Source organism: uncultured Nocardioides sp., from assembly GCF_902805925.1.
In the GTDB taxonomy this organism is placed as follows: domain Bacteria; phylum Actinomycetota; class Actinomycetes; order Propionibacteriales; family Nocardioidaceae; genus Nocardioides.
Window position 1 is genome coordinate 1 of record NZ_CADCUP010000212.1, and the last position, 15,845, is coordinate 15,845.

The 15,845-nt window shown below is 73.5% G+C and carries 17 protein-coding genes; 5 read left to right on the forward strand and 12 right to left on the reverse strand.

All coding sequences use genetic code 11. From position 1 onward, the window contains the following. Nucleotides 1–134 precede the first annotated feature (134 nt). The 9 genes from rimI to glmS all read right to left on the reverse strand — a co-directional run bounded on the left by rimI (nt 135) and on the right by glmS (nt 8,326). The gene (gene rimI / locus QZX64_RS15390) at nt 135–557 is read right to left on the reverse strand and encodes a ribosomal protein S18-alanine N-acetyltransferase (RefSeq protein ID WP_295661490.1); all 423 of its coding nucleotides are present in this window, start codon (nt 555–557) and stop codon (nt 135–137) included. After that, nucleotides 554–1,192, reverse strand: coding sequence for a tRNA (adenosine(37)-N6)-threonylcarbamoyltransferase complex dimerization subunit type 1 TsaB (tsaB, locus tag QZX64_RS15395; protein WP_295661492.1), 639 nt, complete (start codon nt 1,190–1,192; stop codon nt 554–556). The genes rimI and tsaB overlap by 4 nt, the downstream gene beginning before the upstream one ends. A gap of 9 nt (nt 1,193–1,201) precedes the next feature. Beyond that, nucleotides 1,202–2,083, reverse strand: a complete 882-nt coding sequence (tsaE, locus tag QZX64_RS15400) for a tRNA (adenosine(37)-N6)-threonylcarbamoyltransferase complex ATPase subunit type 1 TsaE (protein WP_295661493.1) — start codon at nt 2,081–2,083, stop codon at nt 1,202–1,204. Next, a complete protein-coding gene (locus tag QZX64_RS15405) occupies nt 2,080–3,156 on the reverse strand; it encodes an alpha/beta fold hydrolase (RefSeq protein ID WP_295661495.1) in 1,077 nt (358 codons plus the stop codon). Before QZX64_RS15405 ends, tsaE begins: the two co-directional genes overlap by 4 nt. Further along, nucleotides 3,153–4,286, reverse strand: a complete 1,134-nt coding sequence (alr, locus tag QZX64_RS15410) for an alanine racemase (RefSeq protein WP_295661497.1) — start codon at nt 4,284–4,286, stop codon at nt 3,153–3,155. The genes QZX64_RS15405 and alr overlap by 4 nt, the downstream gene beginning before the upstream one ends. Then, nucleotides 4,283–5,683, reverse strand: a complete 1,401-nt coding sequence (locus tag QZX64_RS15415; protein WP_295661499.1) for an NAD(P)H-hydrate dehydratase — start codon at nt 5,681–5,683, stop codon at nt 4,283–4,285. Before QZX64_RS15415 ends, alr begins: the two co-directional genes overlap by 4 nt. Nucleotides 5,684–5,700: 17 nt before the next feature. Continuing rightward, nucleotides 5,701–5,985, reverse strand: a complete 285-nt coding sequence (locus tag QZX64_RS15420) for a LysM peptidoglycan-binding domain-containing protein (protein WP_295661501.1) — start codon at nt 5,983–5,985, stop codon at nt 5,701–5,703. A gap of 143 nt (nt 5,986–6,128) precedes the next feature. Then, nucleotides 6,129–6,482, reverse strand: a complete 354-nt coding sequence (locus QZX64_RS15425; RefSeq protein WP_295661503.1) for a holo-ACP synthase — start codon at nt 6,480–6,482, stop codon at nt 6,129–6,131. After that, complete coding sequence (glmS, locus tag QZX64_RS15430; RefSeq protein ID WP_295661505.1) at nt 6,482–8,326, reverse strand: glutamine--fructose-6-phosphate transaminase (isomerizing); 1,845 nt, start codon at nt 8,324–8,326, stop codon at nt 6,482–6,484. The genes QZX64_RS15425 and glmS overlap by 1 nt, the downstream gene beginning before the upstream one ends. 89 nt (nt 8,327–8,415) lie before the next feature. Here glmS and coaA point away from each other — a divergent pair, with 89 nt between their 5' ends. The 3 genes from coaA to QZX64_RS15445 are packed head-to-tail and all read left to right on the forward strand — an operon-like array spanning nt 8,416 to nt 10,657. Beyond that, the gene (gene coaA, locus QZX64_RS15435) at nt 8,416–9,384 is read left to right on the forward strand and encodes a type I pantothenate kinase (RefSeq protein WP_295661507.1); all 969 of its coding nucleotides are present in this window, start codon (nt 8,416–8,418) and stop codon (nt 9,382–9,384) included. A gap of 46 nt (nt 9,385–9,430) precedes the next feature. Continuing rightward, nucleotides 9,431–10,309: a hypothetical protein gene (locus QZX64_RS15440; protein WP_295661509.1), complete on the forward strand. Its 879-nt coding sequence runs from the start codon at nt 9,431–9,433 to the stop codon at nt 10,307–10,309. A 48-nt stretch (nt 10,310–10,357) separates the two neighbouring features. After that, the gene (locus tag QZX64_RS15445) at nt 10,358–10,657 is read left to right on the forward strand and encodes a DUF1905 domain-containing protein (RefSeq protein ID WP_295661511.1); all 300 of its coding nucleotides are present in this window, start codon (nt 10,358–10,360) and stop codon (nt 10,655–10,657) included. 12 nt (nt 10,658–10,669) lie between these two features. On the opposite strand, the gene glmM is transcribed toward QZX64_RS15445, so the two are convergent. Genes glmM through rplM form a run of 3 tightly spaced genes read right to left on the reverse strand, consistent with a single transcriptional unit; the run spans nt 10,670 to nt 13,031 of the window. Beyond that, nucleotides 10,670–12,016 (reverse strand): phosphoglucosamine mutase, encoded by a 1,347-nt coding sequence (gene glmM / locus QZX64_RS15450; RefSeq protein WP_295661513.1) that lies wholly within the window; start codon nt 12,014–12,016, stop codon nt 10,670–10,672. A gap of 18 nt (nt 12,017–12,034) precedes the next feature. Beyond that, nucleotides 12,035–12,562, reverse strand: a complete 528-nt coding sequence (gene rpsI / locus QZX64_RS15455; RefSeq protein ID WP_295661515.1) for a 30S ribosomal protein S9 — start codon at nt 12,560–12,562, stop codon at nt 12,035–12,037. A gap of 25 nt (nt 12,563–12,587) precedes the next feature. Further along, on the reverse strand, nt 12,588–13,031 hold the full coding sequence (rplM, locus tag QZX64_RS15460; protein ID WP_295661517.1) for a 50S ribosomal protein L13: 444 nt from the start codon (nt 13,029–13,031) through the stop codon (nt 12,588–12,590). Between the two features lie 302 nt (nt 13,032–13,333). Here rplM and QZX64_RS15465 point away from each other — a divergent pair, with 302 nt between their 5' ends. Further along, nucleotides 13,334–14,665 carry a citrate synthase gene (locus QZX64_RS15465; protein WP_295661519.1) on the forward strand — a complete coding sequence of 444 codons (1,332 nt, stop codon included), beginning with the start codon at nt 13,334–13,336 and terminating at the stop codon, nt 14,663–14,665. A 354-nt stretch (nt 14,666–15,019) separates the two neighbouring features. Next, the coding region (locus QZX64_RS15470) for a DUF222 domain-containing protein (protein ID WP_295661521.1) at nt 15,020–15,845 on the forward strand (826 nt) is incomplete at its 3' end.

Sequence of the window (15,845 nt, forward strand, 5' to 3'; positions counted from 1 at the left end):
GGCGCTCACGCGGCTCGCCCAGGCCGGGCCGCCGGGCGTGGCCACGCTGGGTGCGTACGCCGACAACCCGCCGGCGCTGGCGACGTACCGGTCGCTGGGCTACGTCAACGCCTACACGTTCCGCTCCGGCACCGTCAGAGGTCCAGGCTGAGCACGAGCGCGTCGGACCCGTCGGCGTAGTAGCGCCGGCGCACGTCGATCCGCTGGAACCCGGCCGTGGCGTAGAGGTCGAGCGCCGCGAGGTTGCCGGCGCCCACCTCCAGCAGCATCCGCCCGGCCCCCGAGGCACGGGCGTGGTCGGTGGCCGTCACCAGCAGCCGCCGGGCGAGCCCGCGGCGGCGCGCGGCCGGGGCGACCCCGATGCGCAGCAGGTCGGCGAGGTCGCCGGTCACCATCGTCACGACGTACGCCGCGACGTCGTCGGTGACCCAGGCGTGCTCGTGGGGGGAGGCGAGCGCCGACGCGAGCAGCGCCTCGCTCCAGGCGTCGCCCCCGAAGAGGGCGCGCTCGAGGGCCACCAGGTCCGGGAGGTCCTCGCCCGTCGCCTCCCGGATCACGACACGGGCTTGCGGGCCGCTCCGGCCACCGCGTCGGGGCGGCGCAGGTAGAGCGGCTCGGGGTCGAGCAGCTCGGCGCGCTCGTCGTGCACGACGCGCGCCAGCCAGCCGGCGCTGGGCCTGGTCGGGCCGGCCGCGTGCGGGAACGCCGTGGGGTAGAGCACCGGGCCCTCGCCCACCACGGGCACCTCGGTCGCCACGTCGGCGGGCAGGCGGACCTCGGGGCCGGCCAAGCGCACCCCCTCGGCGTCGTAGGAGGCGACGTAGACCTCCTTGCGGCGGGCGTCGGTGGCCACCACGAAGTCGGTGGAGACCGCGCCGGTGTCGGCCGCCTCCACGGCGAGCACGTCGAGGGAGCACACGGCGTAGACCGGGACCTCGAGCACGAAGCCGAGCGTGCGGGCGGTCACCAGCCCCACCCGGAGCCCGGTGAACGGGCCGGGACCGGCACCGACCGCGATCGCGGTGAGGTCCTGCCGGACGATCCCCGCGTCGGCCATCACCGTCTCGATGAGCGGTGCCAGCTGCTCGCCGTGCTTCATCGGCCGGTCGGCGAGACGCTCGGCCACCACGTCGTCGCCGTCGTGGAGGGCGACGGTCACCAGCGGGGTGGCGGTGTCGAGGGCGAGCAGCACGCAGCGACCCTACCGGCGCCGCAGCGCCACGACGCGGGGGTCGTGGTCGTCGGTGGCCGGCTCGCCGCCCACCGCCCGGCTGATCTCGACGTCGAGCCGGTGCTCGGCCAGGACCTCGGCCATCCCGGCACCCCACTCGACCACCGTGACGGCACCCTCGAGGGAGGTGTCGAGGTCGAGGTCGTCGAGCTCCTCGACGCCGCCCAGGCGGTAGGCGTCGACGTGGACGAGGTCGGGACCGCCCACCAGCGAGGGGTGCACCCGCGCGATGACGAACGTCGGCGAGGTGACCTGCCCGCGCACGCCCAGCCCGGCGCCCAGGCCCTGGGTGAACGTCGTCTTGCCGGCTCCCAGCTCGCCGGTGAGCACCACCAGGTCCCCGGCGACGAGCAGACCGCCCAGCCGCTGGCCGAGGTCGCGCATCGCCTCGGCGTCGGGGGCGTCGTACGCCGTGGGGAGGCGCCGCCGCAGCTCGACGTTCGGTGGGGTGTGGGCCGAGCGCGTGAACCCCTGCGACTCCCAGAACCCGACGGTGGCGGGCAGCTCGTCTCGTGCCACCACGGCGAGGTCGGTGAAGCCGACGGCCGCCTCGTGGGCCGCCGCGACCAGGGCGTGCGCGACACCGTGGTCCCGCCGGTCGGGCAGCACACCCACGCGCCTCAGGAACAGCGTGGGACCGACCGGGGCGAGCAGCCCGGCGCCCACCGGCTCGTCGTCGAGCTCGGCCAGCAGCCCGCGGGAGGTGCCGAGCGCCCGGGCGAGGCTGCCGGGGTCCTCGGCCAGCGCGTCGGTGGGCGGGTCGAGCGGCGGGCGGGCCGCGAAGGCGGCATGCACGACGGCGTGCACGGTCGCCGCCTCGTCGGCCCCGACGCGGCGCACGCGCAGGCTCACGCGGAACGTCCCGCGGTGAGCCGTTGCTCCACGGCGTCGAACAGGTCGTCGAGCTCGGCGTTGACCTCGTCGGGCCGCTCGAGGATCACCATGTGCCCGGCGCCGTCGATCTCGAGCAGGCTCGAGCCGGGGATGCGGGCGTGCAGGTTGCGGCTGTGGCTGGTCCGCACGATCTTGTCGCTGGTGCCGCTGACGATGGACGTCGGGACGTTCGCCAGCGCGCCGAGGTGCTCGAAGGAGTCGAGCTTGGCGAAGGCCGGCCAGAAGTCGGCCACCACGGCGAACGGCGTCGCGTCGAGCATGTCGAGCACGAAGTCGACGAGGTCGCGGGGGGCCGCGCCGTGCCCGAAGGCGAAGTCGTCGGTGACGACCTCGGCCAGGTCGCGGCCGCGGCTGCGGAGGTGGTCGATGAGCCAGTCGCCGCGCTCGAGGGTGGAGATCGTGCGGCCGAGCACGCGGCCGCCGAAGCCGAGGGGCAGCAGCGGGAAAACCAGCCGCCCGGGGTCGAGCCCGCCTGCGGTGGTCGAGATCAGCGCGACGCCGAGGACCTTGCCGCCGAAGAGCTCGGGGTGGTGCTGGACCAGGGAGATGAGTCCCATGCCGCCCATGGAGTGGCCGACGAGGACCACCGGTCCGGGCGCCGTGGCCTCGATGACACGCAGCAGGTCGTCGCCCAGCTGCTCGATGGTGCAGTTCTCCTCGGGCGAGCGCGCGGACCGGCCGTGGGAGCGCTGGTCGTAGTAGACGCTGCGCAGCTGCCCGCGGTAGGCCAGCCGCTGGTGGTGCCAGCAGTCGAGGGTGAGCGCGTAGCCGTGCACGAAGATCGCGGTCGGCTGGTCGTCGCCGCCGTGCCGCCCCCGGGCCGGCAGCTCGTCGACCTCCACGTGCAGGTTGACCCCGTCGGCGGCCACCACGGTGAGGGGCTCGGCGCGCAGCGAGCCCAGCGGCGTCCGCGAGGTGGCGTCGCGCCGCGCGATCACCCGGTGGCGGTGCGCGACCCGCACCGCGGACCCCGCGAAGACGATCCCGGCGGCACCCAGCACCCCGCCGAGGACCTTGCCTCTCAGGCTCACGTGGGCCCTCCCCCGTCGAGGTGCCGTCGCGGCATCCGGCCGCCGATGCGGGTGACGATCTCGTAGTTGATGGTGTCGCTGGCCTCGGCCCAGTCCTGCGCGGTGGGCTCGCCGTGGACGCCGGGACCGAAGACCACCACCTCGTCGCCCGCCTCGGCCGGTTCGGCGCCCAGCTCGACGACGAGCTGGTCCATGCACACCCGGCCCCGCACGCGGCGTCGCCCGCCGCCGACCCACACCTGGGCGCGGTTGCCGGCGATGCGCGGGATGCCCTCGCCGTACCCCAGCGGCACGAGCCCCACGGTGGTGTCGCCCTCGGCGGTCCAGGTGTGGCCGTAGGAGACGCTGTCACCGGCCCGCAGCGCCTTGACCATGGCCAGCCTGGCCACCACCGACATGGCCGGGACCAGCCCGAGGTCGGGGGTGCGGCCCGGGGCGGGGTCCAGCCCGTACGCCGCGATGCCGCACCGCACCAGGTCGTAGCGGGCAGCGGGGCGCAGGACCGCGGCCGCGGAGTTGGCCAGGTGGCGCACCTCGGGCCGCAGCCCGGCGTCGGAGGCCACGGCGAGCGCCTCCTCGAAGACCGCCTGCTGGGCGTCGTTGGCCGGGTGCTCGGGCTCGTCGGCGTTGGCGAGGTGCGACCAGGTGCCGGTGACGTGCACCAGCCCGGCGCCCTCGAGGCGACAGGCCTCCTCGACGAGGTCGGGCCACGCGGCCATCGGTGCGCCCCCGCGGGAGAGTCCGGTGTCGACCTTGAGCTGCACCCTGGCCGGCACACCGGTGCGCTCGGCCGCGGCAGCGATCTCGGCGATCTCCGCCAGGGAGTACGCCGTGAGGTCGACCCCCTCGCGGACGGCGGTGTCGTAGTCCTCCCCCGGCACCGTCAGCCAGCACAGCACGCGCCCGGTGTCGCCCCCGCGCCGCAGTGCGAGCGCCTCGTCGATGGTGGCGACGCCCAGCCACGGGGCGCCGGCCGTGCGGGCGGCGCGGGCGACCGGCAGCATGCCGTGTCCGTAGGCGTCGGCCTTGACCACGACCATCAGCGCGCTCGGGGCGACCAGCCGGGCCAGGGTGTCGACGTTGTGCCGGATCGCCGCCAGGTCGACGTCGATGCGGGCACGGGGGGTCATGTGCCCGATTCTCCCATCCGGCCCACGAGCCCGCGCACCGCCTCCGGCAGGGCGGCGGCGACGTCACCGGCGACCACGGGGCCGCCCCGGCTGGCGAGCGTCGCGGCCGCACCGTGCACCCAGGAGCCGACCGACGCGGCGTCGAACGGGTCGAGACCGGCCGCGAGCAGTGCGCCCACGAGCCCGGCGAGCACGTCCCCGGCACCCGCGGTGGCCAGCCAGGGCACGCCCGTCGTGGTGACGCGCACCCGCCCGTCCGGCGCGGCGACCAGGGTGTGGCGTCCCTTGAGCAGCACGACGGCGTCGTACTGCCGGGCCGCGGCGCGGGCGTGCGCCAGCGGCGCCGCCTCGACGTCCTCGCGCGCGGCACCGGTCATCCGCGACAGCTCGCCGGCGTGCGGCGTCAGCACCAGGGGGGACGCGGCCGGGCCGGTGACGTGGGCGAGGGCGTCGGCGTCCACGACGGTGGGTACGCCGTCGGCCAGGGCCGCCGCGAGCGCGGCCCCCGCGTCGGTGTCGGTGCCCGGCCCGACCACCCACGCCTGCACGCGGCCCCCGCCGACCACCTCGGGGTGGGCGGCGTGCACGCGCGCCGCGGCCTCCTCCGAGCCGACGTACCGCGTCATGCCGGCCAGTCCGCTGGCCGCCCCCGCGACGCACAGCAGCGCCGCGCCGGGGTAGACGGCGGAGCCGGCCCGGACGCCCACGACCCCGCGGGTGTACTTCTGCGCATCGGGTGCCGGCACGGGCACCAGCCGGCGCACGTCGGCCGGCTGGAGCGCGGTCACCGCCGCCTCCGGCAGGTCGAGGTCCAGGTCGTCGACGAGGTGGACGGCGCCGCACGCGGAGGCGGCGGGCTCGACCAGGTGGGCCACCTTGTGGGTGCCGAAGGTGATGGTCAGGTCGGCGCGCACGTGCGGCTCGGGGGTCTCGCCGGTGTCGACGTCGACGCCGGAGGGCACGTCGACGGCGACCACCGGCACGCCCCGGACCGCGTCCACCGCTCGCTGTGCGGCCTCGCGCAGCCCGGGCCGGCCACCGATGCCCACGATCGCGTCGACGACGACGTCGAGGCCGGCCGGCACCGCGTCGACGACCCGGCCGCCCGCGGCGCGGAAGGCGGCCAGCCCGTCCTCGTGTGCCCGGTCGGCCACCAGCAGCGCACTCACCCGCGCGCCCCGACGGGCCAGCCGGGCACCGGCGTGCAGCGCGTCACCGCCGTTGTCGCCCGAGCCGACGAGCAGGAGCACGCGACGGCCGTAGGCGCCGCCGAGGTGGTCGACCAGCGCGGCGGCGAGGCCGGCCGCGGCGCGGGCCATCAGCGCCCCGTCGGGCAGGTCCACCCGGCGCGCGGCCTCGGCGGTGCGGACCTGGTCGAGCGTGTGGGCGTGCCGCATCCCCCGACCCTAGGGCGTCAGCCGGCGGGGATCGTGAAGACCTGGCCCTCCACCACGGGGTCGCGCTCGCCCATCGCGTTGAGCCGGGCGACGTCGGCCGGCTCGACGGCGTACTGCTCGGCGATGCTCTCCAGCGTGTCACCCGCCGCAACGGTGTGGATGCGGGTGCGGGGCGCGAGCACCGTCTCCGAGGCGGCCTCGGCCACGGTGGGCCCGGGCTCCGGCTCGGGCAGGCCGGAGGTGCCGGAGGTCGACGAGTCGGCGACCCTCCTCGGAGCCTTGAAGAAGTCCTGCAGTCCCACAGCCGTGTCCTCTCCCGATGCGCGACGGTGACCCCACGCTAGCCCGCCCGTCCTGCGGCGCGGAAGCGGCCCCGGACCGGCCGGCCACGACGACCCCGCCGTGCCCCACCCCGGCGCCCGCGCGTCGCGCCGTGCGGACCGGCTCAGTCCTCGAGGACGACCACTGCGGAGGAGATGCCGGCGTCGTGCGACAGCGACACGTGCACCGAGGCGGCGCCCAGCTCGGCGGCCCGCGCTGCCACGGTGCCCCGGAGCTCGAACCGGGGGCGGCCGGTCTCCTCCGAGACGATCTCGGCGTCGTGCCACGCCAGTCCCCCGGGGGCGCCGAGCGCCTTGGCCAGCGCCTCCTTGGCGGCGAAGCGGGCCGCCAGGGAGGCCAGCGGCCGGGTGGCCTCCTCGGGAGTGAACAGTCGGTCGCGCAGGTGGGGGGTGCGCTCCAGCGAGACGCCGAAGCGCTCGATGTCGACGACGTCGATGCCGAGCCCGAGGACGGCCACTACTCGACCGTGACCGATTTCGCCAGGTTGCGGGGCTGGTCGACGTCGTGGCCGAGCTGCGTGGCCAGCTCGCAGGCGAACAGCTGGAGCGGGACCACCGAGACCAGCGGCTGCAGGAGCACGGGGACGGCGGGCACCGGCACGAGCACGTCGGCGTACGGGCGGATCGACTCGTCGCCCTCCTCGGCGATGCACAGCGTGCGGGCGCCCCGGGCGCGCACCTCCTGGATGCCGCTGACCATCTTCTCGTGCAGCTGGTCGCGGCCCCGGGGCGGCACGATGCAGAAGACGGGCAGGCCCGGCTCGACCAGCGCGATGGGACCGTGCTTGAGCTCGCCGGCGGCGAAGCCCTCCGCGTGGAGGTAGGCGATCTCCTTGAGCTTCAGCGCGCCCTCGAGGGCCACGGGGTAGCCCGCGTGGCGGCCCAGGAACAGCACCGAGCGGGCGTCGGCGTGCTCGCGGGCGAGCGCGTAGATCGACTCGTCGGCGTCGAGCACGGTCTGGATGTGGGCCGGCATCCGGTCGAGCTGGTCCATGACCTGCGCGATCTCGTCGCCGTACCGCGTGCCCTTGACCTGGGCGAGGTAGAGCGCGAGGAGGTAGCAGGCGACCAGCTGGGTCAGGAAGCCCTTGGTGGACGCCACACCGATCTCCGGGCCGGCGTGGGTGTAGATGACCCCGTCGGACTCGCGCGGGATCGTGGACCCGTTGGTGTTGCAGATCGCCAGCACCCGCGAGCGCTGCACCCGCGCGTGCCGGATGGCCTGCAGGGTGTCGGCGGTCTCGCCCGACTGGCTGATCGCGACCACCAGGGTGGAGTGGGTCAGGATCGGGTCGCGGTAGCGGAACTCGCTGGCGAGCTCGACCTCGACCGAGATGCGGGTCCAGTGCTCGATGGCGTACTTGGCGACCATGCCGGCGTAGAAGGACGTGCCGGCCGCGATGATGATGATCTTGTCGATGTCGCGCAGGTCGTCGTCGGAGAGGCGCATCTCGTCGAGCTGCAGCAGGCCCTCGGCGTTGCGGCGGCCCAGCAGGGACTCGGCCACGGCGCGCGGCTGCTCGTGGATCTCCTTGCGCATGAACCAGTCGTGGCCGTCCTTCTCGGCCGCGGCGAGGTCCCAGTCGACGTGGTAGCGGCGGCCCTCGCCGGGCGTGCCGTCGAAGCCGCTGACGCTGACGGCGTCGGCGGTGATGGTCACGACCTGGTCCTGCTCGAGCTCCAGCGCCTCGCGGGTGTGCTCGATGAACGCCGCGACGTCGGAGCCGAGGAAGTTCTCGCCCTCGCCGATGCCCACGACGAGCGGGGAGCTGCGGCGGGCGGCGACCACGCGGCCGGGGTCCTCGGCGTCCAGCGCGACGAGGGTGAAGGCGCCGCGGAGGCGGCGGCAGACGCTCTGCATCGCCGTGGTGAGGTCCGCGCCGGCGCAGACCTCGAGCTCGAGGAGGTGTGCGGCGACCTCGGTGTCGGTCTCGGAGAGCATCTCGTGCCCGGCGTCCTCGAGGTCGTCGCGCAGGGCGGCGAAGTTCTCGATGATGCCGTTGTGGACGACGGCCAGCCGGCCGGTGCTGCCCAGGTGCGGGTGGGCGTTCACGTCGTTGGGCGCGCCGTGGGTGGCCCACCGGGTGTGGCCGATGCCCGTGGTCGCCTGGGGCAGCGGGTGGTCGATCATCGCCTTCTCCAGGTTGGCGAGCTTGCCCGCCCGCTTGTCCGAGGCCACCCGGCCGTCGTGCGCCAGCGCGATCCCGGCGGAGTCGTAGCCGCGGTACTCCAGGCGGCGCAGCCCCTCGATGACGACTCCCTCGGCCTGCCGGTGACCGACGTATCCCACGATTCCGCACATGAGGGGTGAGTCTATTCGCCGTACGCCCGTCACGGGCACCGGCGAGCCGCCGTGCGTCCGGCGCGTCGGCGGCTGCAACAATGCCGGACATGTCTGATGCCGCGGGGAGCACCGGCTTCTCGGAGGCCTCCCCGTTCGTCGAGCTCGACCGCGCCGCGTGGGCGGCCCTGGCCCTCGACACGACCAACCCGCTGACCCCTGACGAGGTGCTCAGCCTGCGGGGCCTGGGCGACTTCCTGGACCTGCACGAGGTCGAGCAGGTCTACCTGCCGCTCTCGCGCCTGCTGAGCCTGCGGGTGGCCGGTGCCACCCGGCTGCACCGGGAGCAGGAGCGGTTCCTCCACCGTCGTACGCCGCCGCGCACGCCGTTCGTCATCGGGCTCGCGGGATCGGTGGCGGTCGGCAAGTCGACCACCGCCCGGGTGCTGCAGCAGATGCTCGCGCACTGGCCCGAGCACCCCCACGTCGCCCTGGTCACCACCGACGGCTTCCTGCTCCCCAACGCCGAGCTCGAGCGCCGCGGCATCCTGCACCGCAAGGGGTTCCCGGAGTCCTACGACCGCAAGGCGCTGCTGAGGTTCGTCATCGACATCAAGTCGGGCAAGGACGAGGTCGACGCGCCGATCTACTCCCACCTCGCCTACGACGTGCTGCCCGGCGACCGCGTGGCGGTCAAGAGTCCCGACATCGTCATCATCGAGGGCCTCAACGTGCTGCAGCCGGCGCGCACCCGCGACGACGGCCGCACGGGGCTCGCGGTCACCGACTTCTTCGACTTCAGCGTCTACGTCGACGCCGCCACCAGCGACATCCGACGGTGGTACGTCGACCGGTTCCTGCGGCTCCGCGAGACGGCGTTCCGCGACCCGTCGTCGTACTTCACGCAGTTCTCACGGCTGACCACCGACGAGGCGGTCGCCGAGGCCGGGCGCATCTGGGACACCATCAACGGCCCGAACCTGAACCAGAACGTGCTGCCGACCCGCAGCCGCGCCACGCTGGTGCTGCGCAAGGACGCCGACCACTCGGTGCGCTACGTCAGGCTCCGCAAGCTGTAGGAGCGCCAGGGCCGTGAACCACCGCCCATCGGGTACCGAGGCGGTCATGAGCACGAGGCCGCGGACCACCAGGACGAACCGCCGCGCGGACCTCGCGCTCCTCGCCACGGCCACGGCGCTCATCGCGTCCCTCGTCCTCGGCGGGATCGTCGCCTCCGCGCGCCCCGGCGGGGACGGCTCGCCCCTGCGCCGCCTCATCGACGACACGAGCGAGGCGGGGGCGCCGTACACCGTGCTGCAGATGAACCTCTGCCTCTCCGGGCTCGCCGGCTGCTACGGCGGCGCGGACCACCCCTCCGTGGTCGAGGAGGCGGTCACCACCATCGAGGCACTGGACCCCGGGGCCGTGACGCTCAACGAGGCCTGCAGCGGTGACGCCGCGCGGCTCGCGGCGCGCACCGGCTACCAGGTGCGCTTCGTGGCCGTCGTCTACCGCGGCGCCCCGCTGCCCTGCGTGCGGCCCGGGGGCCGGGGTGTCTTCGGCAACGCGGTGCTCACCGGGCAGCGGATCGTCTCCTCGCGCGACCAGGCCTTCGCCGCCCAGTCCGGGGTCGAGGAGCGGCGCTGGGTGTGCGCCACCACGGCGCGGCGCGTGTCGGTCTGCGCCACCCACCTGAGCACCCGCGGCACCGCGGAGGCACAGGCCGCCAACGACGCGCAGTGCCGCGAGCTGGGCCGGGTGCTGGCGTCGTACGCCGCCCGGGGGGCCACCGTCCTCGGCGGGGACGTCAACCGCCAGGACTCGTGCGCACCGGCCGGGATGTGGACGCGGACCGACGCCGCGGCCACCCGGGCGCCCGGCATCCAGCACGTCTACGGCAGCCCGGCGCTGCGGGCACCGGTGTCCCGTGTCGTGCCGGCGACCTACACCGACCACGACTTCCTGCTCGTGGACACCCGGCTGGCCCCCGCGGGCAGGCGATGACCTGTCGCTGACGGAGCGGCTGTCGGCGGCGCGTGCCAGCATCGCGGGATGGCCAGGCACTCCTTCCGCACCGTGCTGTGGGAGCACTCCCCCGGCGAGCCCGGGTCGTGGCACTTCGTGACCGTCCCGGCTGAGGCGGCTGCCGACATCGTCCTCGAGGCGGGCCCGCGCCGGGGCTTCGGCAGCGTCCGGGTCGAGGCACGGATCGGCTCGACTGCCTGGCACACGTCGCTGTTCCCCGAGTCGGTGGGCACGATGGTGCTACCGGTGAAGAGGGCCGTGCGTCTCGCGGAGGGGCTGGAGGCGGGGGCCTCCTGCGAGGTCACCGTGCGGGTCGTCCGCGGGTGACGCCGGGGCCGGTCAGGGGGTGAGCTGGGCCTTGACCACGTCGGCGAGCCGGTGGGCGACGGCCTCGGCCTCGTCGAGCCCGGGCGCCTCGACCATCACGCGCACCATCTCCTCGGTGCCGGAGGGACGCAGGAGGATACGGCCGCGGTCGCGGAGCAGCGCCTCCTCCTCGGCGACCGCGGCGGCCAGGACCTCGTCCTGGTCGGCACGGGACCTGTCGACGTGGCGCACGTTGACGAGCACCTGCGGCAGCCGGGTCATCACACCTGCGAGCTCCTGCAGGGAGCGGCCGGTGGTGGCCATCCGCTCCATGACGTGCAGGGCGGTGAGGATGCCGTCGCCGGTCGTCGCATGGTCGCTGAGGATCACGTGGCCCGACTGCTCGCCGCCGAGGTTGTAGCCCGAGTCCTTCATCTCCTCCAGCACGTAGCGGTCGCCGACCCGCGTCTGGCGCACGCCGACGTCGTGGGCCGCCATCGCCTGGACGAAGCCGAGGTTGCTCATCACCGTGACGACCACGGAGTCCCGGACGAGCCGGCCCTGGTCGCGCATCGAGAGCGCCAGCACGGCGAGGATCTGGTCGCCGTCGACGACGTTGCCCTCGTGGTCGACGGCCAGGCAGCGGTCGGCGTCCCCGTCGAGGGCGAAGCCGGCGTCGGCGCCGTGCTCGAGGACGGCGGCGCGCAGCGGACCCAGGTGGGTGGACCCGCAGCCGTCGTTGATGTTGAGGCCGTCGGGGTGGGCGTGGATCGCGATGACCTCGGCGCCGGCGTCTCGCAGGGCCTGCGGACCCGCGGCGTGGGCGGCCCCCTCGGCGCAGTCGAGCACGACGGTGAGCCCGTCGAGCCGGTGCCCGGTGGTGGAGACCAGGTGGGCGGCGTACTCCTGGACCGCGGTGGGGTGCACCGACACCCGGCCGACACCGCCGCCGGTGGGCCGCTCCCACGGCTCGCCCATCCGCTGCTCGATGGCGACCTCGATGGCGTCGTCGAGCTTGTGCCCGCCGCGCGCGAGGAACTTGATGCCGTTGTCGGGCATCGGGTTGTGCGAGGCCGACAGCATCACGCCGAGGTCGGCGCCCAGGGAGCCGGTGAGGAACGCGACCCCCGGGGTCGGCAGCACGCCCAGCAGGAGCACGTCGACGCCGGCCGAGGCCAGCCCCGCGACCACCGCGGCCTCGAGGAACTGCCCCGAGATGCGGGGGTCGCGCCCCACGACCGCGAGCGGTCGGTGGCCCGAGAACTCACCGAGGTCGGCGAGCACGTGGGCTGCGGAGACGGACAGGTCCAGGGCCAGCTCAGCGGTCAGCCGACCGTTGGCCAGGCCCCGGACCCCGTCCGTGCCGAAGAGGCGCGACATGCAGTCGTCAGGCGTCGATCAGCGCTTGCTGAACTGCGGCGCCTTGCGGGCCTTCTTCAGACCGGCCTTCTTGCGCTCGATGACGCGGGCGTCACGGGTGAGCAGGCCGGCCTTCTTGAGGGAGGGACGGTTGGCGTCGACGTCGATGGAGTTCAGGCAGCGGGCCACACCGAGGCGCAGGGCGCCGGCCTGGCCGGTGATGCCACCGCCGTGGATGCGGGCGATGACGTCGAAGCGGCCCTCGAGCTGCAGCTCGGCGAACGGCTCGTTGACGACCTGCTGGTGCAGCTTGTTGGGGAAGTAGGAGTCCAGGGTGCGGCCGTTGACGGTCCACACGCCGGTGCCCGGCACGATGCGGACGCGGGCGACGGCCTCCTTGCGACGGCCGGTGGCCGCTGCGGGAGCGATGGTCGCCGGACGCAGCGGGGCGTCGGCCGACGGGGCGCTCTCGGAGGAGTAGGCCACGCCCGACTCGTCGGTGGTGTAGGTCTCCTCGACGTCGCCGTCGGGGGCCTGGGTCTCGGTGTTCTCGGTGGTCTCAGCCACGGTGTTCCTCACTCGTCCTAGAGAATTACTGGGAGACCTGGGAGATCTCGAACGGCGTGGCCTGCTGGGCCGCGTGCGGGTGCTCCGGGCCGGTGTAGACCTTGAGCTTCTTGATGATCTGGCGGCCGAGGCGGTTCTTGGGGAGCATGCCCCAGACCGAGTTCTCGATCGCCCGGCGGGCGTCCTTCTCCAGCAGCACGCCGTACGGCGTGGAGGAGAGGCCACCGGGGTAGCCGGAGTGGCGGTAGGCCATCTTGGTGACCGCCTTGTTGCCCGAGAGGGCGACCTTCTCGGCGTTGACGATGATGACGAAGTCGCCCATGTCCATGTGGGGGGCGAACGTCGGCTTGTGCTTGCCCCGCAGGAGGTTGGCGGTCTGGACGGCGAGGCGTCCGAGGACCACGTCGGTGGCGTCGATGACGTGCCACTCGCGCTGGATGTCAGCGGGCTTCGGGCTGTACGTGCGCACGGCTGAGAACCTTCTCGTTCGTCGGTCCCGGCACGAGGGGTCGCGCCGGGTGGTGGTGCTGCGGCTTCTGACGAACACTGCCCGGCTTCCTCCGCCGAGTGGCGGAGTGTCCGGATCTGCACCTCGACCGTGGTCGGAGCGCGGCAGGAGTCGCGACGAGCAAAGATACGCGGGCCCGTGCGCGGGGGTCAAAACGTCGTACCCGTCCGGTGGGTGGGTACCTGCTTTGAGGTCGCCACCGGTGAAGGAATACGTTGGGGCCTCACCCATCTTCGTCTCAGACGATCACGACAGGAGCCGACGTGACAGACGTAACGGCCACCGACGCGCCGGCCACCGCCGACGCAGCAACCGATTCTCTCACCGTCCGCGACAACCGCACGGGCCAGTCCTACGACATCGCCATCACCGACAACACGATCAAGGCCGCCGACCTCGGCCAGATCCGGCTCGACGAGGGGCCCGGCCTCGCGACGTACGACCCCGGCTTCGTCAACACCGCGTCGTGCCGCAGCTCGGTCACCTTCATCGACGGCGAGGAGGGGATCCTGGAGTACCGCGGCTACCCCATCGAGCAGCTCGCGGAGAAGTCGAACTTCCTCGAGGTCGCCTACCTGCTCATCCACGGCGCCCTGCCCAGCAAGGCGGAGTACGACGCGTGGGTGCACGAGATCACCTATCACACGTTCGTGCACGAGAACGTCAAGTCGTTCACGGAGGGATTCCGCTACGACGCCCACCCGATGGGCATGCTGATGGCCTCCACCGGCGCCCTGTCGACGTTCTACCCCGACGCCCGCAACATCAACGACGTCGAGAACCGCCACCTGCAGATCGTGCGGATGATCGCCAAGATGCCGACGCTGGGCGCCTGGTCGTTCCGCCACACGCAGGGCAAGCCGTTCGTCTACCCCGACAACGACCTGAGCTACACCGCCAACTTCCTCTCCATGCTGTTCAAGATGAGCGAGCAGCGGTTCGAGGCCGACGAGCGCCTGGTCAAGGCCCTCGACGTGCTCTTCATCCTGCACGCCGACCACGAGCAGAACGCCTCCACCAACGCGGTCCGCTCGGTGGGCTCGACGCAGGTCGACCCCTACTCCGCGGTCTCCGCCGGCGTGGGTGCGCTCTTCGGCCCGCTGCACGGCGGCGCCAACGAGGCCGTGCTGCGGATGCTGCGCCGCATCGGCACCACCAGCGAGATCCCGGCGTTCATCGAGGGCGTCAAGGACGGCAACGAGAAGCTGATGGGCTTCGGCCACCGGGTCTACAAGAACTACGACCCCCGCGCCCGCATCATCAAGAAGGCCGCCGAGGACGTCTTCGAGGTCACCGGCACCAACCCGCTCCTGGACATCGCGCTGGAGCTGGAGAAGATCGCCCTCGAGGACGAGTACTTCATCAAGCGCAAGCTCTACCCCAACGTCGACTTCTACTCCGGCCTGATCTACGAGGCGTTCCAGTTCCCGCCCGAGATGTTCACCGTGCTCTTCGCCATCGGGCGCACCCCCGGCTGGCTGGCGCAGTGGCTGGAGCTGGTGCAGGACAAGGAGCAGAAGATCGCCCGGCCCAAGCAGATCTACACCGGCGACCGCACGCTCGACTTCGTGCCCGCCTCGGAGCGCTGGGCCTGAGCCCCCACTCCCGGCGTACGACGCCCCGGCAGCCCCGCTGCCGGGGCGTCGTCGCGTCCACGGCTGTCCCCGCAGCTCCTCGCGCCGCCTGGCCCGGGAGGCGCGCGTCCCGAGTCAGCCCGAGACCGCGAACTGGTGTCGGCATGGCTGGCGGACCATCCGCTCAAGTCAGCCGCTGGCCGAAGACACCGGTGTGCCGCGCAGACAACTGACGCCTCCGAGTCAACGTGCTGCTCACCTCGAACCTGCCCGTGGCGACGAGCCTCGAACCAGGGTCCCAGCCGGCGCGATCCGTCGTCCACAGTCCCTCTTCACCCTGCCCGAAATGTCGGCGGGCGGTGGTTGAGTTCTCCTATGGCCACCACGACGAGCGAGCTCCCGGACACCGCGGCAGCGGTGCTCGGCTACGCCCGTTCGCGTCGCGCTCTGGCCGACCGTGCGGAAGCCGAGCTGCTGGTCGCGGCGTGCCAGTGGGCCGACCTCCACCCCGCCACCGAGGACTCCGCCGCGACCTTCACCATGCCCGGTGGTGGGGAGCACGAGGAGCCCGTCGCCGGGCCGGGTGCGCCGTTGGTGGCGGAGTTCTGCATCGCCGAGCTCGGCGCTGCCCTCGGTATCTCCACGCTGGCGGCGAAGCGGCTCATCGGCCAGGCCCTCGAGTTGCGCCACCGGTTGCCCCGGCTGTGGCGCCGGGTCCAGGCCGGCGAGCTGCCCGCCTGGAAGGCGAGGCGGGTGGCGGAGACCACCATCCACGCCGACCTCTCCCGAGAAGCGGCCGCGTACGTGGATCGGCAGCTGGCCCCGTTCGCGCACCGCACCTCCACCACCACCGTGGACCGGCTCGTCGATGCCGCGATCGCCCGGTTCCACCCCACCCGCGCTCGACTGGAGGCGGCCCGTGGTGCCGACTCCCGGCATGTGACGATCGAGGATCAGCAGGTGTCCTTCACCGGCACCATGCGCGTCACCGCGGAGCTCGACCTCGCCGACGCCCTCGACCTCTCCGCCGCCGTCACCCACGGTGCGGAGACGTTGAAGGCGCTGGGATCGGTCGAATCGTGGGACGCCCGCCGCGCCGCAGCCGTGGGCGAGATGGCGCGGTCCCAGCTCAGCCTCGACCTCCACCACCAGCAGTCGCACTCCAAGCCCGAGGCGCCGGCCGCCCGCGAGGTCGTGCTGC